This window comes from Streptomyces sp. NPDC047061 (genome assembly GCF_040643955.1).
Classification (GTDB): Bacteria; Actinomycetota; Actinomycetes; order Streptomycetales; family Streptomycetaceae; genus Streptomyces.
In genome coordinates, this window is record NZ_JBEYVI010000047.1 from 41,249 (window position 1) to 63,103 (window position 21,855).

General features: G+C 72.6%; 17 protein-coding genes. 13 read left to right on the forward strand and 4 right to left on the reverse strand.

Annotation, left to right across the window (positions count from 1 at the left end; translation table 11 throughout):
- Positions 1-28: 28 nt before the first annotated feature.
- The 3 genes from ABZ887_RS42770 to ABZ887_RS42780 all read left to right on the forward strand — a co-directional run bounded on the left by ABZ887_RS42770 (position 29) and on the right by ABZ887_RS42780 (position 5,093).
- Positions 29-2,188: a beta-galactosidase gene (locus ABZ887_RS42770; protein WP_361302924.1), complete on the forward strand. Its 2,160-nt coding sequence runs from the start codon at positions 29-31 to the stop codon at positions 2,186-2,188.
- A gap of 53 nt (positions 2,189-2,241) precedes the next feature.
- The gene (locus tag ABZ887_RS42775) at positions 2,242-4,047 is read left to right on the forward strand and encodes an RICIN domain-containing protein (protein ID WP_361302927.1); all 1,806 of its coding nucleotides are present in this window, start codon (positions 2,242-2,244) and stop codon (positions 4,045-4,047) included.
- Between the two features lie 83 nt (positions 4,048-4,130).
- Positions 4,131-5,093, forward strand: a complete 963-nt coding sequence (locus ABZ887_RS42780) for a phosphotransferase (protein WP_361302930.1) — start codon at positions 4,131-4,133, stop codon at positions 5,091-5,093.
- A 15-nt stretch (positions 5,094-5,108) separates the two neighbouring features.
- Here the strand turns inward: ABZ887_RS42780 and ABZ887_RS42785 are convergent, their stop codons facing one another.
- Positions 5,109-5,540, reverse strand: coding sequence for an OsmC family peroxiredoxin (locus tag ABZ887_RS42785; protein ID WP_361302933.1), 432 nt, complete (start codon positions 5,538-5,540; stop codon positions 5,109-5,111).
- Positions 5,541-5,695: 155 nt separating this feature from the next.
- The gene (locus ABZ887_RS42790) at positions 5,696-7,369 is read right to left on the reverse strand and encodes an FAD-dependent oxidoreductase (RefSeq protein WP_361302936.1); all 1,674 of its coding nucleotides are present in this window, start codon (positions 7,367-7,369) and stop codon (positions 5,696-5,698) included.
- A gap of 192 nt (positions 7,370-7,561) precedes the next feature.
- Here ABZ887_RS42790 and ABZ887_RS42795 point away from each other — a divergent pair, with 192 nt between their 5' ends.
- A complete protein-coding gene (locus tag ABZ887_RS42795; protein ID WP_361302939.1) occupies positions 7,562-8,428 on the forward strand; it encodes an aldo/keto reductase in 867 nt (288 codons plus the stop codon).
- 60 nt (positions 8,429-8,488) lie between these two features.
- Here ABZ887_RS42795 and ABZ887_RS42800 read toward each other — a convergent pair whose 3' ends face one another.
- Positions 8,489-9,412, reverse strand: a complete 924-nt coding sequence (locus tag ABZ887_RS42800; protein WP_361302942.1) for an AraC family transcriptional regulator — start codon at positions 9,410-9,412, stop codon at positions 8,489-8,491.
- A 4-nt stretch (positions 9,413-9,416) separates the two neighbouring features.
- A complete protein-coding gene (locus ABZ887_RS42805; RefSeq protein ID WP_361302945.1) occupies positions 9,417-10,274 on the reverse strand; it encodes a phytanoyl-CoA dioxygenase family protein in 858 nt (285 codons plus the stop codon).
- Between the two features lie 245 nt (positions 10,275-10,519).
- On the opposite strand from ABZ887_RS42805, the gene ABZ887_RS42810 reads away from it, so the two are divergent.
- From ABZ887_RS42810 to ABZ887_RS42850, 9 genes are all read left to right on the forward strand, one after another.
- Positions 10,520-11,620 carry a LacI family DNA-binding transcriptional regulator gene (locus ABZ887_RS42810; protein ID WP_361302948.1) on the forward strand — a complete coding sequence of 367 codons (1,101 nt, stop codon included), beginning with the start codon at positions 10,520-10,522 and terminating at the stop codon, positions 11,618-11,620.
- Complete coding sequence (locus tag ABZ887_RS42815) at positions 11,617-12,543, forward strand: ABC transporter permease (RefSeq protein WP_361302951.1); 927 nt, start codon at positions 11,617-11,619, stop codon at positions 12,541-12,543. Before ABZ887_RS42810 ends, ABZ887_RS42815 begins: the two co-directional genes overlap by 4 nt.
- Positions 12,543-13,421 (forward strand): ABC transporter permease, encoded by an 879-nt coding sequence (locus ABZ887_RS42820; RefSeq protein ID WP_361302954.1) that lies wholly within the window; start codon positions 12,543-12,545, stop codon positions 13,419-13,421. The genes ABZ887_RS42815 and ABZ887_RS42820 overlap by 1 nt, the downstream gene beginning before the upstream one ends.
- Positions 13,422-13,489: 68 nt before the next feature.
- Positions 13,490-15,028 carry an ABC transporter substrate-binding protein gene (locus tag ABZ887_RS42825; RefSeq protein ID WP_361302957.1) on the forward strand — a complete coding sequence of 513 codons (1,539 nt, stop codon included), beginning with the start codon at positions 13,490-13,492 and terminating at the stop codon, positions 15,026-15,028.
- Positions 15,025-16,062, forward strand: a complete 1,038-nt coding sequence (locus tag ABZ887_RS42830; RefSeq protein WP_361302960.1) for an ABC transporter ATP-binding protein — start codon at positions 15,025-15,027, stop codon at positions 16,060-16,062. The genes ABZ887_RS42825 and ABZ887_RS42830 overlap by 4 nt, the downstream gene beginning before the upstream one ends.
- Positions 16,059-16,940, forward strand: coding sequence for an ATP-binding cassette domain-containing protein (locus ABZ887_RS42835; RefSeq protein WP_361302963.1), 882 nt, complete (start codon positions 16,059-16,061; stop codon positions 16,938-16,940). The genes ABZ887_RS42830 and ABZ887_RS42835 overlap by 4 nt, the downstream gene beginning before the upstream one ends.
- Positions 16,941-17,035: 95 nt before the next feature.
- Complete coding sequence (locus ABZ887_RS42840; protein ID WP_361302966.1) at positions 17,036-19,135, forward strand: trehalase family glycosidase; 2,100 nt, start codon at positions 17,036-17,038, stop codon at positions 19,133-19,135.
- Entirely contained in the window at positions 19,132-20,745 is a 1,614-nt protein-coding gene (locus ABZ887_RS42845; RefSeq protein WP_361302969.1) for an FAD-dependent oxidoreductase, read from the forward strand. The genes ABZ887_RS42840 and ABZ887_RS42845 overlap by 4 nt, the downstream gene beginning before the upstream one ends.
- On the forward strand, positions 20,745-21,758 hold the full coding sequence (locus ABZ887_RS42850) for a dihydrodipicolinate synthase family protein (RefSeq protein ID WP_361302972.1): 1,014 nt from the start codon (positions 20,745-20,747) through the stop codon (positions 21,756-21,758). Before ABZ887_RS42845 ends, ABZ887_RS42850 begins: the two co-directional genes overlap by 1 nt.
- The last annotated feature ends 97 nt before the right edge of the window (positions 21,759-21,855 follow it).

Sequence of the window (21,855 nt, forward strand, 5' to 3'; positions counted from 1 at the left end):
TCCCATCCCCCCTCTTGGAGGTCCCTCCATGGCGGTCCTGCCCGCCCGTGTCCTGTTCGGCGCTGCCTACTACCACGAGTACACGCCGGCCTACGGCGGCACGCAGCCCGAAGAACAGCTCAAGACCGACCTCGACCTGATGGCCGACGCGCACTTCACCGTCATCCGCGTCGGGGAGTCGGTCTGGTCGACCTGGGAGCCGGAGAACGGACGGTTCGACCTCGACTGGCTGCAACCCGTCCTCGACGGCGCCCACGAGCGCGGCATCTCCGTGATCCTCGGCACCCCGACGTACGCCGTGCCGCCGTGGCTGGCCCGGCAGTACCCGGAGATCACCGGCGAACTGCGCACGGGCGAGCGGATCGGCTGGGGCGCCCGCCAGGAGGTGGACATCACCCACCCGGCGTTCAAGTTCCACGCCGAGCGCGTGATCCGGAAGATCGCCGAACGGTACTACGACCACCCCGCGGTCATCGGATGGCAGGTGGACAACGAACCGGGACTGCATCTGCTGCACAACCGGGGCGTGTTCGAGCGGTTCGTCGACCATCTGCGCCAGAAGTACCGGGACGTCGAGGCCCTCAACCGCGAGTGGGGCCTCGTCTACTGGTCGCACCGCCTGTCCACCTGGGCCGACCTGTGGACCCCGGACGGCAACGTGCAGCCCCAGTACGACGTCGCCTGGCGGGAGTTCCAGGCCCGCCAGGTCACCGAGTTCATCGGCTGGCAGGCCGACATCGTGCGCGAGTACGCCCGGCCGGAGCAGTTCGTCACCACCTGCATCTCCTACACGAGAGGCGGCGTGGAGGACGACGAGCTGTCGGACCGCCTCGACATCGCGTCCGGCAACCCGTACTACGACATGCAGGACGGCCTGCTGCTCCCCGATCCCACACCCGACGAGCACCAACAGATCTGGAAGACCACCGGAGTCTGGTCGATGTACCAGACCGCGGACTGGATGTTCTCCTCACGCCAGGAGCCGTTCCTGGTCACCGAGACCAACGCGAACTCCATCGGCTACCCCTGGGACAACCGCCCCGGATTCGACGGCCAGTGGCGCCAGGCCGCCTGGGCCCATGTGGCGCGCGGCGCCCGGATGATCGAGTACTGGCAGTGGCAGACCCTGCGCTTCGGCGCCGAGACCTACTGGGGCGGCGTCCTCCCGCACAGCGGCCGCCCGGGTCGGACGTACGCCGAAATCGCCCGACTGGGCGCGGAGTTCGAAAAGGCCGGCCCGCTCGTCGCAGGCCTGGAGCCGGACGCCGACATCACGATGGTCTACTCGACGCCGAACAAGTGGCTGATGCAGAAGTACCCGCCCCTGGCGACCGCCGACGGCGAACCGGACCCGGCCTCCTACCACCGCATCTTCGACCCCTTCTACCGAGGTGCCTTCGACGCCGGCCGGCAGGTCCGCATCGTCCACGTCCGGCAGCTCCACGACCCGGACGGCGACCGGGAGGGCATGGCACCCGCCGAAGCGGCCCGGCGTCACCCGGTCCTGGTGGTGCCCGCCCTGTACCTCGCCCACGACACCACCGTGGACTGGCTCGCCGCCTACGCCCACGCCGGCGGCCATCTCGTCCTCGGCCCGCGGACGGCCTACGCCGACCACGAGGCACGGGCCCGGCCGGAGCCGGCCCCCGGTGGCCTCGCCGCCGCGGCGGGCGTGACGTACGACGAGTTCAGCAACCTGACCGCCGGCATCACGGTCACCGCCACCCCCGGCGGCCCGCTCGACCTCCCCGCGGACGCGACGGCCACGCACTGGGCGGACGGCCTGACCGCGCACGACGCCGAGGCCCTCGCACACTACGACCACCCCCACTTCGGCAGGTGGCCGGCGATCACCACCCGCCGTCACGGCGAGGGACGGATCACCTGCGTCGGCACCGCCCCCGGGCGCGGTCTCGCCCGGGCCCTCGCCGACTGGCTGGCGCCCGCCCCGCGCAGCGGATGGGAGGACCTTCCGGCGTCCGTCACCGCCACCACGGGCACGGCCCCGGACGGCCGCAGGGTGCACGTGATCCACAACTGGAGCTGGGAGCCCGCGCGGGTCGCGGCTCCCGTCGAGCTGACCGATGTTCTCGACGGCACTCCCGTCCCCGCGGGCACCGCGATCGAGCTGGCTGCCTGGGACGTGAGGGTGTTCGTCGCCGCGAATTCCGACGGGGCGAGGGTCTAGGACGAAGGCCCGTCGGTGTCACCCCGAGGACCACCAACCTCAAAGGAGAGGCTGTGCAGAGAAAAAGAGTGAGAAACCTGCTGGGAGCCGCCGTCGCGGCCGCGGCACTGCTGGCGATCCCCGCGTCCGGCGGCGCCCAGGCGTACGCTCCGACGGGCGGGACCATCTACCAGCTCGGCAGCGAGGCGTGCCTCAAGGGCCGGGGGAACTGCGCGATCTACCCGAAGTCGGCACAGCTGCCGAACGGCCGGCTGGTCGCGTCGTTCGAGAAGTCCACGGTCCCGGCCTCGGGCAGCGCCGACGGGCAGACCCTTCCTGTCTACAAGAGCGACGACGACGGGACGACATGGCAGTCGCTGTCCGAGGTGAAGGCACCGGCCTATCTGTCCAGCGACACGAAGTACGCGAAGTACACCAGCAACTGGACGAACCCGTACCTGTACGTCCTGCCGCAGGACGTGGGCAACCTGAAGCAGGGCACCCTGCTGCTGGCCGACGTCGTATCGGGCGACGACTACTACTACAAGGAGCACAAGGCGGCCGACCCGAGCTGGACGCCCACCAACGACGGTGACCGCAAGGACGTGGCGATCGCGCTGTACTCCAGCACGGACAACGGGGCCACCTGGAAGGTCGAGAACGTCGTCGCCACCGGCGGCTGGCAGGGCGGCAGCGCGGGCGCCGTGGGCCAGAACTTCTCCTCGGCGAACACCAACCACCAGGTGGACCCGGTCTGGGAGCCGTACCTGATGGTCTACAAGGGCAAGCTCGTCTGCTACTACTCCGACGAGAACGACTACACCGGCTTCGACGCGACCACCGGAGCCGCCACCCTCGACTCCGCCAACGACACCGCCACGGACTCGCAGGGCCAGATCCTCGCGCACAGGACGTGGGACGGTCAGGCGGCGCAGTGGAGCGACCCGGTCGTCGACATCGCCGGGCTGACCCAGGACATGGGAAGCGGCAAGTCGGAGATCGGCGGCGGCCGTCCCGGCATGGCGAACGTGGTCCGCACCACCGACGGCAAGTGGATGATCACCTACGAGTACTGGGGCGGCGGCGCCAACACGCGCTACCAGATCGCAAGCAACCCGCTGGAGTTCTTCAAGGGGTCCGCCACCGGAACCGGCGTCAACTCCCTGCCGGTCGACACCGGCTCCCGCACCCTGGCGACCGGCGGCAGCCCGGTCCTCATCCGGCTGCCGGGTGGCCGCCTGGTCTACAACGCGGCCGGCAGCGCGAGCGTCTGGGTCAACCAGACCGGACGCAGCGACGGCACCTGGAAGGAGTACCAGACCACCTCGAAGGCCGGCTACAGCCGCGACCTCCAGTACGTCGACGACACGGGCCGTCTGGTGATCCTCAACAACCAGGGGACCTCGACGATCGCCTACGCCGAGACGGACCTCGGCAACTCGGCCGGCACCTACTACCAGCTGTTCAACCGCAAGACCGACCAGGTCATCGGCACCGGCAACAAGACCAACGACGCCAACCTCGGCAACGGTGACGTGCCCGACGTCCGCCTGGAGGACCCGGGCTCCGCGGCCAACCCCGACACCCAGTTCTGGCACGTGGTGACCGAGCCCGGCGGCGGAACCACGCTGCTCAACAAGTCGGGCGGCCGCGCGGCCGCGATCTGGACCGGCAACGCGACGGCCGGACAGAAGATCGGCCAGTGGGTCGACAACAGCTCCACCGGCAGCTGGAACCTCGTCAGGACCAGCGACGGCCTCTACAAGCTGCAGTCGGTCAAGAACACGAGCCTGTACCTGACCGGAGCAACCGCCGGCGGGCAGCTCACCCTGCAGACGGCGACCACGGACGGCTCCCAGGACTGGGAACTGGTCCGGTAGCCGCCCCCGGCCGGAGGGGCGTCGCCGTCGCCTCCGGCGAAAGCCCTTTGCACGGGGCGCCGTCCGGGTGGTGGGGTGGCACGGTGATCGACCACGATGACGCGGGGACCGTCCGGCCGTCGACCCTGGCCTGGGCGAGCCGGTATCTGAACGACGGCGAACGGATCGTCGCAACCGAGGCGCTGCACGGCGGCATCACCGCCGAGATGCGACGGCTGACCATCGGCGCGTCCGACGGAGGCACCCGGGACCTGGTGCTGCGGTCCTTCGTCGACCCGGCCTTCGTGGCACACGCCGAGGACATGCTGAACCGCGAGGCCGGCACCCTCGCCCTGCTCACGGGCACCGGTGTACCGGCTCCCGGACCGGTCGCGGTCGACGCGACCGCCGCGCACTGCGAGCACCCGTCACTCCTGATGACACACCTGGCGGGCCGGACGGTCCTCGACGACCAGGGGCTGGAGGCACGCGTACCCCTGCTGGCCCGTCAGCTCGTCGCGATCCACGCCTTGCGGCCCGCCGAACGTCCCCGGGAGTACCGGGCCTGGACGACCGCCGACGCCGTGGTCCCTCCGGACGGCGCCGACGCGACGGCATGGGCCGCGGCGACCGACGTGATCCGCCGGCCGCCGCCGCCCTACGAAGGGCGGTTCCTGCACCGGGACTTCCAGCCGGGCAACGTGCTGTTCCACGTGCCGCCCCCGGGGCCGGCAGGTCCCCGTGTCACCGGGGTCGTCGACTGGGTGGAGACCTCCTGGGGTCCGGCGGACCTCGATGTGGCGCACTGCTCCTCCAATCTCGCGATGCTGCACGGCCCGGCGTGGGGTCTGCGGTTCGCCGAGGCGTACGAGGAGGCCGGCGGGACGCTGGCCGCGGCCGCGGACGAGCGGTTGTACTGGCGGCTGCTGGACGCGCTGGGGTTCTCGACGTCGGTGCGGTGGGTGGCACGGCCGTGGCAGGAGGCGGGGCGGACCGAGCTGACCACGCGAGCCGTGGAGCAGCGGCTGGACGCCCACGTCACCGCCCTGATGGACGCGCTCGGCTGAGCCGGGGGCCCCGGCTCAGCCGTCGGCGAGCGTCGCCTGCAGGGTGATCTCGGGGACACCCGCCAGCGCCCGGCTGACCGGGCAGTTCGCCTTCGCCGACGCGGCGAACTCCCGGAACTCGGCCTCCCCGACCCCGGGGACCCGGCCCCTCGTCACGAGCTCGATCCTCGTGATCGTGGGAGTGCCGTCGACCGGCCGCAGGGTCACCGAGGCATCCGTCTCGATCGACTCGGCGGGGAAGCCGGCGCCGGCCAGCGTGCTGGCGAGCGCCATGGAGAAGCAGGTGGCGTGAGCCGCACCGATGAGCTGCTCCGGGTTGGATCCGGGGCCGCCTTCGAAGCGGGACCTGTACGTCACGCCCCCGCTGATGCTGTCGCCGGCGGTGAAGGTCCCCGACCCGCTGGGGATGTCGCCGTTCCAGGCCGCATGTGCTTTCGAGACGGGCATGTGCCCTCCAGGTGTGGACGGTACGGTCGATGCGGCGCGAAGCCGCCGATGCGGGCATCGTCTCCGACGCCCGGTGCTCACCGGCATCACCTGGACAGGTGAGACCGGAGGAATCGTGCGCGGTGACCCTGCTCCGTCGTGTGCGTCGACGGTGGTCACCACACGTGCTCCCCGTCGGCCCGGCGCCGCTCGAAGACCAGCCGTACCGCCGCGGAACCCTCACCGACCGCGGTCGCGACGCGCTTGACACTCCCGCTGCGCACGTCGCCGATGCAGAACACGCCGGGGACACTCGTCTCGAAGGGAAAGGGCGCTCGACGGCCGGCCGCGAGAGCGTCGAGATCGTGTCCCGTGAGCAGGAAGCCCCCGGAGTCCGTCGCGAGCCGGCCGCCCAGCCAGCCGGTGCACGGCGTGGCGCCGATGAACACGAAGACCGCGGCGACCTCCAGGGCGGAGCGCCGCCCGGTGGTGCCGTCCACCACGTCGAGCCCGGTGACCGAGGAATCCGCCCGCACGCCGACCGCCTCCGTCCGGACGCGTACCCGGATCCCCGGATGGGAGGTGACCGCGTCGATCAGGTAGCGGGACATCGAGTGGTCGAGGTCGGGTCCCCGTACCAGGAGGTGCACCGGGTCGGACGTCCGGGCCAGGAACAGGGCGGCCTGGCCCGCCGAGTTGGCGCCGCCGATCACGGCCACGGGCCGTCCGAGCGCGTTCCCCGCCTCGGCGACCGTCGCCGAGTAGTGGACGCCGTTGCCTTCCCAGTCGCCGATCCCGGGCACGGCCAGGCGCCGGTAGTCGGCACCGGTGGCGATGACGACGTCGCGCGCCCTGAACGTCCGTCCGTCGTCGCAGGTGACGGTATGGATGCCGGCCTTGCTGGCGAAGGCGGCCGCGCGGGCGTTGCGGTGCAGCCGGACCCCGAACTTCGCCGCCTGGATCGTCCCCCGCGTGGCCAGCTCGGCGCCCGAGAGCCCGGCCGGAAAACCGAGGTAGTTCTCGATCCTGGAGGACGTACCGGCCTGGCCGCCGAAGGCCGCCGCGTCGATGAGAGTGGTCCGAAGCCCTTCCGAGGCACCGTACATCGCCGCCGCCAGACCACCGGGGCCGCCGCCGACGACGAGCAGGTCACCGACCTCGGGGCCGTCGTCGGCCACCGTGCCGGGCGGCTCCCCGAACTCCGCGGCGATGTCGGCCGGCTGCGGGTTGCGCAGCAGAGGCCGGCCGGGGACCAGGACGAGGGGAAGGTCGGTCACCGGTACCCGGAGTTCACGCAGCAGCGCCTCGGCCTCCGGCTGCTCCTCGAGGTCCAGCCAGCGCACGGCTGTCCGGCCGAGCGAGAACGACTGGAGGAGTGCCCGGCTCCTCTCGTCGTACCGGGAACCGATGAGCGTGAGTCCCGCGCCTCTTCGCACCAGGTTCGCCCGGCGCTCCAGGAACGTCCGCAGGATGTACTCACTGAGGCCGGCGTCCTGGGCGACGAGCCGGAGAATCCGGCGGACCGGAACCCGCAGCAGCCGGCCAGGGGTTCGCATGACACCGGCGAAGCGGGCGCGCTCACCCGTCAGCATGCCGATCTCGCCCAGGAACTCCGCGGGCCCGTACGACGCGACCAGCCGTTCGTCCGGCTCCCCGATCCGGTCGACCACGTCCGCGGATCCCTCGAGGACGACGAAGAAGTCGTAGGACCCGGCACCCGCCGAGAAGAGGAGCTCGCCGGAGCTCGCCGGAAACTCCGATCCGAGCGCCGCCAGTTTCTTGAGCTGGTCGCCGGAGAGCGGTGCCGCCGGGGCCGACACCCAGGGCTCGCCTCGGTCAACGTGGTTCATGTGGTGCCTCTCTCGCTGGTGGGCAAGCGTCCGTGGGGGTGATCCATCCTCCGCCGGGTGCGTCCGCCCGTCCCTCGCGTGAATAGGTGAGGGCGCCGTCCGTGGGCGCGGTGGGAGGCTGGTCCACGGCGTCGGCTCGGCCCTGCCGCCGTCGTTCCCGGATCCCCTCGCCTGTGGAAAGAAGGAATCGCGTTGACCACCACTCCCGCCCCCGCAGCGGCTTCCGGCACGTTCCTGCTCGGCGGTGACCTTCCGGTGCACCGCCTGGGATTCGGTGCGATGCGCATCACCGGACCCGGTGTCTGGGGCGAACCACGCGATCCGGGCGAGGCGGTGCGGGTGCTGCGCCGGCTGACCGAGCTCGGGGTGACGTTCATCGACACGGCGGACTCCTACGGCCCGTCCGTCAGCGAGCGGCTGATCCGGGAGGCGCTGCACCCCTACCCCGCCGACCTGGTCATCGCCACGAAGGGCGGCTTCACCCGGCCCGGCCCCGGTGTGTGGCTGCCGAACGGCCGGCCCGAGTACCTCAGACAGCAGGTCGAGCAGAGCCTGCGCAACCTCGGCGTCGAGCGCATCGACCTGTACCAGCTGCACCGCATCGACCCGGCGGTGCCGGTGGAGGAGTCCCTCGGCGAGCTGACCCGGCTCCAGCAGGACGGGAAGATCCGCCATGTCGGCCTGTCCCAGGTCTCGGTGGCGCAGCTCGAACAGGCCCGCGCGGTCGCGGAGATCGTGTCCGTCCAGAACCTCTACAACCTCGCCGACCGCACCTCCGAGGACGTCCTCGCCTACTGCGAGGCCGAGCACCTCGCGTTCATACCCTGGTTCCCCATCGCGACCGGCACGCTCGCGGAGTCGCACGGTCCGCTGGCGAGGATCAGCAGGAGCCACGGCGCGACGCCGTCCCAGCTCGCACTCGCCTGGCTGCTGCGCCGCTCCCCGGTGATCCTGCCCATTCCGGGAACGTCGTCGGTGGCCCACCTCGACGAGAACGTCGCGGCGGCGTCGGTGCGGCTGTCCACCGAGGAGTTCGCGGCGCTGACGAGGGCCGTCTGAGGCAACCACGTCCCGTTCACCGCGTCCCGTTCACTGCGTCCGCTTCCCCGCAGGGCCCGCTCAGCAGCGGCGACCCTCGGCGGACCGCGGGGGCGAGGGCGGCACCAGGGCCAGGAGCGCGGACAGCGGGCCGTCGCCGACCGGGGACGGCGGTGCCGACTCGGGCGGCACCCCGCGGAAGGCGCTCGGGGACATCCCGTAGACGGCGCGGAACCGGCGCGAGAAGTGGTAGGCGTCGGGGAAGCCGCACCGCACCGCTATGGCGCGCAGCGAGAGGCCGCTCAGCCACAGCAGCGGCTCGGCCCGCGCCAGGCGCAGCCGTTCGAGCCCCGCGACAGGGCTGACGCCGAGGTGCCGCCGGCAGATCCGGGACAGCGTGCTCTCCGAGACCCCGGCCGCCCGCGCCAGCCGCCGAAGGGGGAGCGGCCGGGCGACGCCGTCCGACCAGTGCGAGCGGACCGCGGCCGCCATGGCGACCAGGGGTTCCGGGAGCGTCTCGGCATCGGTCGCCGGGCCGGGGCCGTGCACGAAGGTGAAGAGCAGCAGCCGTAGGGTCTCCTCGGCGTGCCGCTCCCAGTCCGGCGGGCGGGCCGCGCCGAGCGCCAGGAGGTACTGGCAGAGCGCGGCCATCGGGTCGCCGCGCCCGGGCAGGTCCCGGACGACCGGCCAGCCGGTGTCGTCGACGGGTTCCGCGCCGCGTGGTGCGGCGGGCAGCCGGAAGTGGGTATAGGCGTGCCGGGTGGGCCGTCGGGTGTCCCAGTGGAACGTGTCGCGCATGCCCGGGCGTACGAGCAGCAGCGCACTGGGCGTCAGCGGCACGGTCAGGCCGTCGCAGACCCAGCGGGCGCTGCCGTGCAGCAGCCACACGAACTCGTACGACCCGGCGTCCCTGGGGCCGAAGACCGACCCGGGCGGGTAGTCGGCGACCGCGGGACCGAGCCGGGCCAGGAGCACCGGGGTCAGGGGCGGGACGTGTCCGGTCACGGCCTCACCTGTCGCAGCCCCCGGACCGGTCGCGCCGCACCCGGGGCCTGCGGATGTCGGCGGTGCCCTTGTAGGCGTACGGGTCCCGGCCCGCGACCAGCACGATGTCCCGGAAGTCGGCCTGGGCCATGGGCACTTCGGCGTCGGGGGGCGCCCAGGGGAGGAGGGAGGAGGCACTCATGTAGTGGTTGACCAGGGCCCGGCGGAAGCCCTGACGGCCGGTGTTGGGCAGCGACTTGTGCAGCAGATGGCCGTCGAAGAGCAGCACCGATCCGGCGCCGATCTCGACCGGAACGGCGTCCGCCTCGGCGTACGGGAAGCCGTAGGACTCGACCGTGCAGTCGTAACGGGCGTCGTCGTGCTGCCGGTTGGGGTAGAGGACGCCGGGCCGGTGCGAACCCGGCAGGACCCACAGGCAGCCGTTGCCGACGGTGGCGTCGTCGAGGGCGAGCCAGGCGGCGGTCAGCGACCGGTCCCGGGTGGGGATGAACATCTCGTCCTGGTGCCAGGCCTGGCCCGGCCTGCCCTCGGACTTGACGAACAGCATCGACTGCATCGCCTTGACGTCGGGACCGATCACCTCGGTCAGCGGGCCGACCACGGCGGGATGGCGCATGGTGTCGAGCATGAGCGCCGACAGCTTGTGCGGATAGTGCACGCACAGGAACCGCCGGACCGTGTCGTCGTCGCTCTCGCCCGCGACCGGCGGTGGCGCACCGTCCACGGTGCCCCGCTCGCCCCGGCAGATCCGTACGGTCTCCGCGCGCAACTCCGCCACCTCGTCCGGCGTCAGGGCGTCCGGGAGCACGGCGTATCCGTCGCGGAGGAAGCGGTTCGCGAGGTCGTCTGTGGGGTCGCTCATCGGGATTCCCTTCGCGCGGGGACGCCGGAACACCGGAATGCGGTCGCGCTCCCGATGGTCCTCACCATCGCGGCCCCGTGCCATGGCCGGCCGGTGCACCCGGATGGCGAATCCGGTCACTCCGCAGGATCAGATCATGTGTCAGAAACAAGACGGACAAGGGCTGTTCACGTGTCTTGACGCATTTCGCCGCATCCGAGTAGCGTCATTCGGCACTTGCTAATACGTATTAACTGGGAGTGCTCATGGCCCCTCCCGAACGACGTAGACGCTCCACCCAACGGGACATCGCCCGGCACGCCGGAGTCTCCCAGGCGACGGTGTCGCTGGTGATCAGCGGAGGCGCGGCGAGTGCGCAGATCGCGGAACCGACCCGGCAGGCCGTGCTGGCGGCGGCCGAGGAACTGGGCTACGCGGCCAATGTCGCCGCACGCAGCCTGAAAGGCGGCCGCAACCGGCTCCTCGGGCTCTACACCTTCGAGTCGGTGTTCCCCACCGACCAACGCGACTTCTACTACCCGTTCCTGCTCGGCGTGGAGGAGGAGACGGCACGGCAGGGCTACGACCTGCTGCTGTTCTGCTCCGACGGGAGCACGGCCGGCCCGGCGAGGGCCGGGCGGTCCATCTACGCCGGCGGGACCAACCGGCTGAAGATCGCGGACGGTTGCGTGCTGCTCGGCCGGAACGTCCGCCGCGAGGAGCTGTCGGCGCTGGTCAGGGAGGACTTCCCGTTCGTCTTCGTCGGACGTCGTGAGGTGGACGACGGTGAACTCTCCTACGTGGCCGCCGACTACGTCTCGGCGACCGCGCACCTCGTCGCGGAGCTGGCGCGACTCGGCCACCGGCGGATCCTGTACCTGCGCGCCCCGGAGGACAGCGAGCCCACCCGGGACCGCGAGGAGGGATACCGGCGCGGGCTGGCCGAGGCCGGCCTCGGCCAGGACGAGGCACTGATCCGGAGCCTGGCCGACCCGGCCGACCTGACGGTGGAGCGGCTGGAGGGATGGACCGACGGACTCGGGATCACCGCGCTGCTGGTCGAGCCGACCGAGGACGACCGGCTCACCGGCGCGCTGGCGACGATGGCCGGCACGGAACGGGTCCGGTTCCCGCAGGACTGCTCGCTGGCCCTGCTCGGCGATCCGCCGTCCTGGACACCGGAGTCCCGGAACTGGACCCGGTTCTCACTGCCCCGCGCCCGGATGGCGGGGGAGGCCGTACGGCTGCTGATCGAACTGCTCGACGAGGAGGCCCCGGCGCCGCGCCGGCTGACGGTGCCCTGCGCCTTCGTACCGGGCGACTCGGTCGGCCCGGTCCCCACCGGGGGCGGGAGGCCGAGGGCATGATCCGGATGATCGTGCACCGGCTGCTCGTCGGGGTCTTCGTGATGTGGGGCGCCGCCTCGCTGATCTTCCTCATCGTGCGGGCCGCGCCCGGCGACCCCGCCACGGTCCTGCTCGGCCCGGACGCCACCCGCAGCCAGCTCGACCAGCTGCGCGCCTCGCTCGGACTCGACCGGCCGCTCGGCGCGCAGTACCTCAGCTACCTCGGCGACGTCTGCCGGCTCGACTTCGGCGAGTCGCACTGGCTCGGCAGGCCCGCGATGGGCGCGGTCCTCGACCGGCTGCCCGCCACCATCGACCTCACCGTGACGGCCACGGTGATCGCGGTGATCGTGGGGCTCACGCTCGGCATGCTGGCCGGCGCCCGGCCGGGCGGACTGCTGGACCGGGTGGTCTCGGCCTGCACGATCGCCCTCCAGTCGTTCCCCACGTTCTGGATCGGCATCATGCTGGTGCTGGTCTTCGCCCTCAGCCTGCGCGTACTGCCCAGTTCCGGGGTCGGCTCGCCCCAGCACCTGGTCCTGCCGGCCGTCACCCTCGCGTTCCCGTTCGTCGCGATCATCGCCCGGCTGACCCGGACCAGCCTCGCGGAGACGATGCGCGAGAGCTACATCCAGACCGCCCGCTCCAAGGGACTGACCGAACGTCAGGTGCTGTTCGGGCACGCCCTGCGCAACTCGCTGATCCCGGTGGTGACCGTGGTGGGCGTCCAGGTCGGGGCGCTGGTCGGCGGCGCCGTGATCGTCGAGAACGTGTTCGCCTGGCCGGGCCTCGGCTCGCTCGTGGTGGAGGCGGTGGCCAACCGCGACTACACGGTCGTGCAGGGCGCCACCCTGCTGATCGCCGGCATCGTCGTCGTACTCAACCTGATGGCCGATCTGCTCATCGCCCAGCTGGATCCGCGGATCCGGACGGGAGCCGTCTGATGGCCGGCGTCACCACGGCCGTCGAGAAGCCGGCGGCGCCCGAGCGGCGGGCCCGGCGCCCGCTGCTCTCCCGGGTCCCCGCCCTGGTCGTGGGCTGCTATCTGCTGGTGGCCGTCGCCGGACCCATGGTGATCCACTACGACCCGGTGCACACCTCCCTGGAGGACCGGCTGCTCGCACCCGGCTCCAAGGTGTCCGGCGGCGGCACGGCCTGGCTCGGCACGGACGGCCTCGGCCGCGACCTGCTCGCCCAGATCGTCTACGGAGCCCGCACGGCGGTGCTGATCGGCGTGTCCGCGGTCGGGCTGTCCTGCCTCGTCGGGGTCCTGCTCGGCGCCGTCGCCGGCTACTTCCGGGGCGCCGCCGACGCCGTCCTCGCCCGGATCTTCGACGTCCTGCTGGCGTTCCCCGCGATCCTGCTGGCCATCGTGATCGCGGGCGCCTTCGAGCGCAGTGTCCTGCTGGTCGTCGTCGCGCTCTCGGCCACCGGCTGGATCACCTTCGCCCGCGTCACCCGCGGCATCGCGCTCTCCGTCCGGGAACGGCCCTGGGTGGACGCCGCGCGGGTGCTGGGCGTGCCCGGCCGGACCGTCCTCGCCCGGCACGTGCTCCCCTTCACGGCGGGACCGGTCGTCGCCCTCGCCACGCTCGAATTCGCGCTGGTGGTGCTGGCGGAGGCCGGGCTCAGCTTCCTCGGCATCGGACTGCCCCCGTCGACCGTGTCCTGGGGCCAGATCATCGCCAACGGCAAGGAATACCTCGAAACCCAATGGTGGATCTCCACCCTGCCGGGCATCGCCCTGTCCCTCCTGATCGTCAACGTGGGCATCCTCGGCGACCAGCTCACCGCCCGCTACGGGCGTGGCCGCCCCGACTGAACCCGCCAGGTACAGCGCCTCACCCACCGGCTGACTCCGACCGACCCTCGATCGAGAGGAGCACCATCATGACCAGGACGCGTGAGCACGGGCGGAGCCGGCTGATCCGGCTCGCCACCACCGCCACGGCGGGCGCGGCGCTCCTCGCCGCGTGCACGACGACCGGCGGTGAGGACGGAGGAGGTTCCTCCGCCTCGGGCGACGTGACGGTCGCCGGCACCTACCCGATCGAGAGCCTGGACCCGCACGGGGCCCAGGGCGCCTCCACCGGAACCCAGCTGGCCGCACAGGAGATCTTCAGCAGACTGGTGAAACCCACCGCGGACGGCACCCTCGAAGGCGACCTCGCCACCTCCTGGAAGGCCAGCAAGGACGTCACGGCCTGGACGTTCACACTGCGCTCCGGCGTCACCTTCTCCGACGGCTCCGCTCTCGACGCGGACGACGTGGTCGCCTCCTTCCAGCGCATGATCGGCCTGAACGGCCCCAACGCGGGCAACTTCCCCGGCGACACGATGACCAAGGTCTCCGCCACCGAGGTGGTCCTGCACAGCCCGGCACCCGACGCGTCCGTCCCCGGCAAGCTCGGCACCTTCTACGTCCTCCCGTCGGGCGTCGGCAAGGACGACACCGCCTTCTTCAACCATCCCGTCGGCTCGGGCCCGTTCACCGTCGACGCCTTCACCCCGAGCGGATCGCTGGTCCTGGTGCCCAACAAGAAGTACCGGGGCACCAAGCCCACGCTCGGCAAGGTCACCGTGCGGAACATCCCCGAGCTCGCGTCCCGCCTGACCGCACTGCGCACCGGCGAGGTCGACGTCGTCTGGGGCATCCCCGACGACCAACTGGCCTCTCTCAAGAGCCGGCAGGACCTGACGGTGCAGACCGTGCCGAGCAGCGCCGAGTTCACCATGTGGTTCAACTCCTCGATCCCCGCCCTCAAGGACGCGAAGGTACGCAGGGCCATCTGGCAGGCGGTCGACTTCAAGACGATCATCAGCAAGCTCTATCCCGACACCGGCAAGGCGGCCGACGCTCCCGTGACGAGCGTCGTCCTCGGCCACGCGGCACAGCCGGCCGTGGCCTACGACCCCACGGCCGCCAAGGCGGCCCTCACCGCCGCGGGCTTCGACTTCTCGAAGAAACTCCGCCTCCAGTTCGCCAACGACGAGTTCAAGCCCTTCGTCCAGGCCGTCGTCTCGGACCTCCAGAAGGTCGGCGTGCAGGTGGACCCGTTGGAGAAGGAGCAGGCCGTCTTCACGGAGGACCTGCTCGCGCTCAAGTGGGACATCAACTTCCAGCAGCTGGCCACCCCCAGCTACGACGCGGCCAGCAACCTCGGCCGCCTCTACACCTGTGCGGCCAAGCGCATGGGCTACTGCAACAAGCAGCTGGACGCTCTGCTCGCGGCGGCCGGCGCCACCGCCGACAAGCAGCAGCGCACCGACCTCTACGGCCAGGCCAGCCGCATCATCTGGCAGGACGCCGTCGGGATGTACCCGATGTCGGTGAGCATCGCCTACGCCTGGAACAGCGACCTCAAGGGATTCGTCCCCGACGCCAGCGGGCTGCCGGACTTCGCCACCGTACGGACGGGCGGCTCGTGACCCCCGCCGGGGCCGGAACCGCGCGGGAGAGCGGGGCCGGGAACGCGGCGCCCGCGACCGACGGGCCGATCCTGCGGATCGACGACCTGGCGGTGGAACTGCCCGGCCCGCACGGCACCCGGACCCGCGTCGTGGACGGCGTCTCCTTCGACGTGCCACGGGCCACCACCGTGGGGCTGATCGGCGAGTCGGGCAGCGGGAAGACCATGACCGCACAGGCGATCCTGGGCCTGCCGCCCGAAGGCGCCACCCTGTCCGGCCGGCTGCTGTGGCACGGCGAGGACCTGCTCGCCGCCGACCCCGCCCGGCGCCGCGCGGTACGCGGCCGGGAGATCGCGATGATCTTCCAGGACCCCCTCGCGGCCCTGAACCCGACCCAGCGGATCGCCCGTCAGATCGGCGAGGTGCCACGCCGCGACCGGCTGCCCCGAGCCGAGGTCAACCGCCGGGTCGTCGAACTCCTCGACCGGGTCGGGGTGCCCGAGCCGGAACGGCGGATGCGCGCCTACCCGCACGAACTCTCCGGAGGTCTCCGCCAGCGTGCCGTGATCGCCATGGCGCTGGCCGGCAACCCCGCGCTGCTGCTCGCCGACGAACCCACCACGGCACTCGACGTCACCGTGCAGTCCCGGATCCTGCGGCTGCTGGCCGACATCCAGGCGGCGGACGGCCTCGCGATGCTCCTCGTCAGCCACGACCTGCGGGTCGTGTCGCACGTCGGCGAACGGGTCGTCGTGATGTACGCAGGACGGGTCTGCGAACGCGGGCCCGCCCGCGACGTCCTGCGCAGGCCCGCCCATCCGTACACCGCGGCCCTGGTGCGCAGCGTGCCCGCGGTCCGGACCCGCACCGCACTGGCCGACCCGCTGCCCGGGGCCCCGGCGACACCGGCGAACCGGCCGGCCGGCTGCGCCTTCCACCCGCGCTGTCCGATGGCCCGCGCCCGGTGCCGCGCCGAACCGCCCCAGGTACGGGAGGTGGCGCCGGACCGCTGGAGCGCCTGCCACTTCGCCGAGGAGGTGCCGGGACCGTGAGCGCGAGCGAACGCGAACTCCTCGATGTGCCCGCACCTCCCGGCGGGCACGCCCTCCTCGACGTACGCGACCTGCGCGTCACCTACGGCGGCCGGGGCGGTGCCCGGTGGGGAGGCCGGGCCGGCCGGGCCGCCGTGGACGGGGTCAGCCTGTCGGTGGCCCCCGAGGAGACAGTCGGGCTCGTCGGCGAGTCGGGCTCCGGCAAGACCACCGTGGCCCGCTGCGTGGCCGGACTGCTGCGGCCCGGCGCCGGGACCGTCACCTTCGAGGGACGGCCGCTCGGCCGCGCGGGGCGCCGTCCGCCCGAACTGCAGCGTGCGGTGCAGATGGTGTTCCAGGACCCGCGGTCGTCGCTGAACCCGCGGATGACGGTCGCCTCGATCATCGCCGAGGTCTGGCGCACCCACCCGGTCACCGCGCCCGAGGGCGACCGCACCGGGGCCCTGCACCGGCTCCTCGCCGACATGGGCCTCGACCCCGAGGTGGCGGCGCGCCGCGCGGGGGACCTGTCCGGCGGTCAGTGCCAGCGGGTCAGCATCGCCAGGGCGCTGGCGGTACGGCCCCGGCTGCTGGTCTGCGACGAGGCGGTGTCGGCGCTCGACGTGTCGGTCCAGGCCCAGATCCTGCGGCTGCTGGTCGATCTGCGCGGCCGGCACCGGCTCGCCATGCTGTTCATCTCGCACGACCTGGGGGTGGTGCACCAGATCGCCGACCGGGTGGCGGTGATGCACCGGGGCGTGATCGTGGAGGAGGGCCGCACCGGCGAGGTGCTGACCGCACCGCGGCACCCCTACACCCGGGCGCTGCTGGACGCGGCCCTGGACCTCGACGACTCGGTGCCGGGGGACGGCACCGCCGACGGCAGGGCGGTCGTATGAGTCGCATGAGGGGGAGTGGGGCCGGCGAGAGGCGAGCCACCGGTACTCCCGCGCCGGTCGGCTGGAACACCTGGGACGTCCGTACGCACACGGGTATGAGCCGGCTGCCGTCGGGACCTCGGGTGCGGTTCGGCGTGCTCGGCCCCGGAGGCCCGGTGCTCGACGGGTTCACCTGGCGCGACGGTTTCGAACGGCTCGGGCCGCACACCGTGGACGGCAGCTACGCCGAGGCGACGGTACGGGCGGCGGGTCACCGGCTGCGGCTGGAGTTCGCGGGCGGACCCGGCGACATCCTGTACGTCCGCGCCGAGAGCACGGGCCGGGTCGCGCTGTCCGTGGACGGTCTCACCGGCGTCGTCGAGCCGAGGGGGCGTCCGGGTGCGGCAGGGCGTCCGGATGCGGCGGCGGGGGTCGGCGACTTCCTGCTCGGGACCGTCCTCGCAGGCGGGCTCCGCTGGACGGTCACCGCTTCGGCGGCCGCCGACCGGGTCGAGGGCGCGCCGGGCGCGCTGGTCCTGGCGTTCCGCGTCCCGGGCACGGTGGAGCTGCGGATCGGGCCGGCCGACGCACCGGGCACGGCGGCGCGCACCGCCGGCGTACTCGCCTCGCACCGCGCCGCCGCCGACCTGACGCGGCTGCGGTCCGGCGGCTGGCTCGGCGCCGCCGCCGACGCCCTGGCCACGGCCGTCACCTGGAACACCGTCCACGCCCCCGACCTCGACCGCGTCCTCACCCCGACCTCCAGGGACTTCGTCTGCGCCGCGCGGAAGGGCTTCTACGGCACCTGGGCCCTGCACGCCTGGGACACGTTCTTCACCGGCCTCGTCGCCTCCGCCGTCGACCGGGACTACGCGCGCGGCATCTTCGAACAGATCCTTCCGTACGCCGACGAGACCGGCATGATCCCGAACCGGGTCTCGGACGACAGGGGCCGCACCGACGACCGTTCGCAGCCGCCGGTCGGCGCGCTGACGGTGTACCAGGCGTATCTGGCGGGCGGCCTGTCGCCCGGGACCCGCGACACGGCGCTGCTGCGCAGCACCTTCCCGGCGCTGCTGGCCTGGCACGACTGGTGGCCGCGGGCCCGCCGCGGACCGCACGGGCTGCTCGCCTGGGGCTCCGACCCGGTCGCGGGCGACCCGGCGTCGGCCACCCTGGACCGGGCGAAACGCGAGTCGGGCCTGGACGATTCGCCGATGTACGACGAGGCCCGGTACGACCCGGCGGCCCACACCATGGACCTCGCCGACGTCGGCCTGAACGCGCTGCACATCGCCGACGCCGAGGCGCTGGCGGAGATCGCCGGCATCCTGGGGGAGCAGGCGACGGCCGACCGGCTGCGCGCCGAGGCCGCCACGGCGAGGGCGGCCGCCGACCGGCTGCTGTGGGACGCCGAGCGGGGCGGCTACCGCAACCTCACGGCGGCGGGCGCGCACGATCCGCACGTCTCGCCGACGATGCTGTACGCACTGCTCGGCGGGTTGCCGGACGCCGGCCGTGCGGCGGCCACGGCAGCCGACCTGCTGCGGCCCGAAGTGCTGGGCGGCACACGGCCGCTGCCCAGCGTCGCCCGTGACGACCCCGGTTTCGCGGCGACCTACTGGCGCGGACGGATCTGGGCGCCGATGGCCTACCTCGCCGTCCGCGGACTGCGCCGGTACGGGCTGACGGAGCTGAGCCGGCCGGTGGTCGGGGACCTGCTGCGGCTGTTCCTCGACGAGTGGCGCGGGTACGGCCACGTCCGGGAGAACTATCCGGCCGTCGACGGCGAGAACCTCACGGGCTTCGAGAAGCGTTCGGACGGACTGATGGCCTGGGGAGGCCTGCTGGCGTACCTCGCCTTCGGTGAACTGGCCGACGCGCGCCCCGACGGCTGGCGGTTCGCCCACCCGGGCGAGCCCGCGGAACTCGGCAACCTGCCGCTCGGCGAGGGCCGCCTCGACGTGCGCGCGGCGAACCGGCTCACCGTCCGCCTCGAAGGGCGGGTCCTGCTGGACATGGCGCCCGGCGCCGTCGTCCGGGGATACCGGCGAACCGCCGACGAGGTCACCGGGACCGCCGAGGGCACCGGCGACCTGCTCGTCACCCCGCCGGGCGACGGTCCGCCCGTGCCGGTGGACGTACGCGGCGGACCCCGGAGATTCACGTTCGGTCCGGACGGCACGGGTGACGTACGGGAAGGGAGCGGTACATGAGCGCGCCGACGTCGGCGGCCACGGACATCCTCGTCGTCGGCGGGGGCCTCGGCGGGGTGGCCGCGGCACTGGCCGCCCTCGACCGGGGGCGGACGGTCCTGCTCACCGAGGAGACCGACTGGATCGGCGGGCAGCTCACCAGCCAGGGCGTGCCGCCCGACGAGCACGCCTGGATAGAGCAGTTCGGCGCCACCCGTACCTACCGCGCGCTGCGCGAGGCGATCCGCGACCACTACCGGACCTGGTATCCGCTCACCGAGGAGGCCCGGCGGCGCCGGTATCTCAACCCGGGCGAGGGGCGTGTGAGCCCGCTGTGCCACGAACCGCGGGTCGGCGCCGCCGTGCTGGCGGCCATGGTCGCGCCGTACGTGGCCGCCGGGCGGCTGCGGATCCTGTACCGGCACCGTCCGGTGGCCGCCTCCGTGGACGGCGACCGGGTGCGGTCCGTGGTCGTCGAGGGCCCGGACGGCAGCCGGGTCGAGGTGTCCGCGCCGTACGTCCTGGACGCGACGGAACTCGGCGAGCTGCTGCCGCTGACCGGCACCGAACACGTGACGGGTTTCGAGTCGCGGCGGGACACCGGCGAGCCGAGCGCACCCGACCAGGCGCAGCCGGCCAACATGCAGGCGTTCTCCTGGGTGTTCGCCGTCGACCACCGGGCCGGTGAGGACCACACCGTCGACCGGCCGGCCGGTTACGACCGCTGGGCGGCCTACCACCCCCCGCAGTGGCCGAACCGGCTGCTGAGCCTCAGCGCCCCCGACCCGAGGACGCTGGAGACCGTACCGCGCGGGTTCACCCCGAACGCCGACTCGGGACCGGTCGTCGCCGACCAGAGCAAGGACGCCGGCGACAAGGAACTGTGGGAGTTCCGCCGGGTGTTCTCCCGGAAGCTGTACCGGCCGGGGTTCGCCGCGAGCGATGTCACCATCGTCAACTGGCCCATGATCGACTACCTGCCCGGACCGCTGATCGGGGTGGACGACAAGGAGCGGGACCGGCACCTGGCGGGAGCCCGCGAGCTCAGCATGAGCATGCTCTACTGGCTGCAGACCGAGGCCCCCCGCCCCGACGGCGGCACCGGCTGGCCCGGGCTGCGGCTGCGCGGCGACGTGCTGGGCACGGCCGACGGGCTGGCCAAGGCACCGTACATCCGCGAGTCACGCCGGATCGTCGCCCGGCGCCGGATCGTCGAACAGGACCTGTCCCTCGCCGTGCGGGGCGAGCACGGCGCGCTGCGCCACCCGGACTCGGTCGGCATCGGGATGTACCGGATCGACCTGCATCCGTCCACCGGCGGCGACACCTACATCGACGTGGCCAGCAGCCCCTTCCAGATCCCGCTGGGCGCCCTGCTCCCGGTGCGGATGCGGAACCTGCTGCCGGTGTGCAAGAACATCGGCACCACCCACATCACCAACGGCTGCTACCGGCTGCACCCCGTCGAGTGGAACATCGGCGAGGCGGCCGGGTCGCTCGCGGCGTACTGCCTCGACAACCGACTGGAGGCCGAGCAGGTGTACGAGGACGCCGAACGTCTCCACCACTTCCAGGACGAACTCACGCGCGCCGGGGTGGAACTGGCCTGGCCCGAGGTCAGGGGGTACTGATGGGCGGTCGGGACATCGACGCGCCCCAAAGGGGCGCGGGGCTGTATCAACATGCGGCTCCGCCGCGGGGCGCGACCAGCCACGACGGCGCCGCAGCCGAGATCGACGGCCGCGCCCTGCTCTCCGGCGTCATCGTCCCGCTGGTCACCCCCATGGACCGGCCGGGACATCCCTCGGCCCCGGCCGCCGACCCCCTGCTCACGGCGCTGGCGGCCGCAGGCGCACGCGGTCTCATGCTCTTCGGCAGCAACGGCGAGGGCCCGCTGCTCCCCACGGCACAACTGGGCGACTTCGCAGCCGGGGTGGCGGCACGCTGGCGTGAACTTACCGGCAGCGGACCGGTGTTGGTCAATGTCACGGCACCCGGCACCGCCGAGGCGCTGGCCCGGGCGGAGGCCGTCCGGCCCGCCGCCCCCGACGCGCTGGTGCTCAGCCCACCGGTCTACTTCCACCACCGGCACGACGAGATCGTCTCCCACTACGCGGCCTTCGCCGGCCTCGGCATTCCCGTCGTCGCCTACAACGCTCCCCGCTACAGCAACCCGCTGACCCCCGCCCTGCTCGACGAACTGACCGGCCTCGCACACCTGGTGGGCATCAAGGACAGCTCGGGCGACCTGGCGCTGTTCGGACACGCCCTCGCGGCGGCCCGCCGACGCGACGACTTCGGAGTCAGCCAGGGCGCGGAACGGCAGGCACGGGACGCGCTGCGGCTCGGAGCCGACGGAATGGTGCTCGGGGTGGCCAACGTGGCCCCCGCGGTGGCCGCCGAGCTGTTCCGGGCCCACCACGACGGCCGGGACGACGACGCCCGGCGCGCGCAACGGCTGCTCGACGAGGTGCTGGCGCTGCACACCGTACGCCCCGGAGTTCCGGCGGTGAAGGCCGTCCTCGCCGAGCGAGGGCTGTGCCCGCCGCATGCCGCGGCGCCCTTCACCCCGTGCTCCGACAAGGAACGGCAGGCCCTGCTCGACCTGCTCGCCCCCCTCGACGCACATCTCATACGTGCCTGATCCCAGACGCACGCCCCCATCTGCACCCACACCCACACCGGCACCCGCACTTGCAGCCGACCCGGTGCGCGGAATGCCCCGCGCCGGGTCCCTCTCC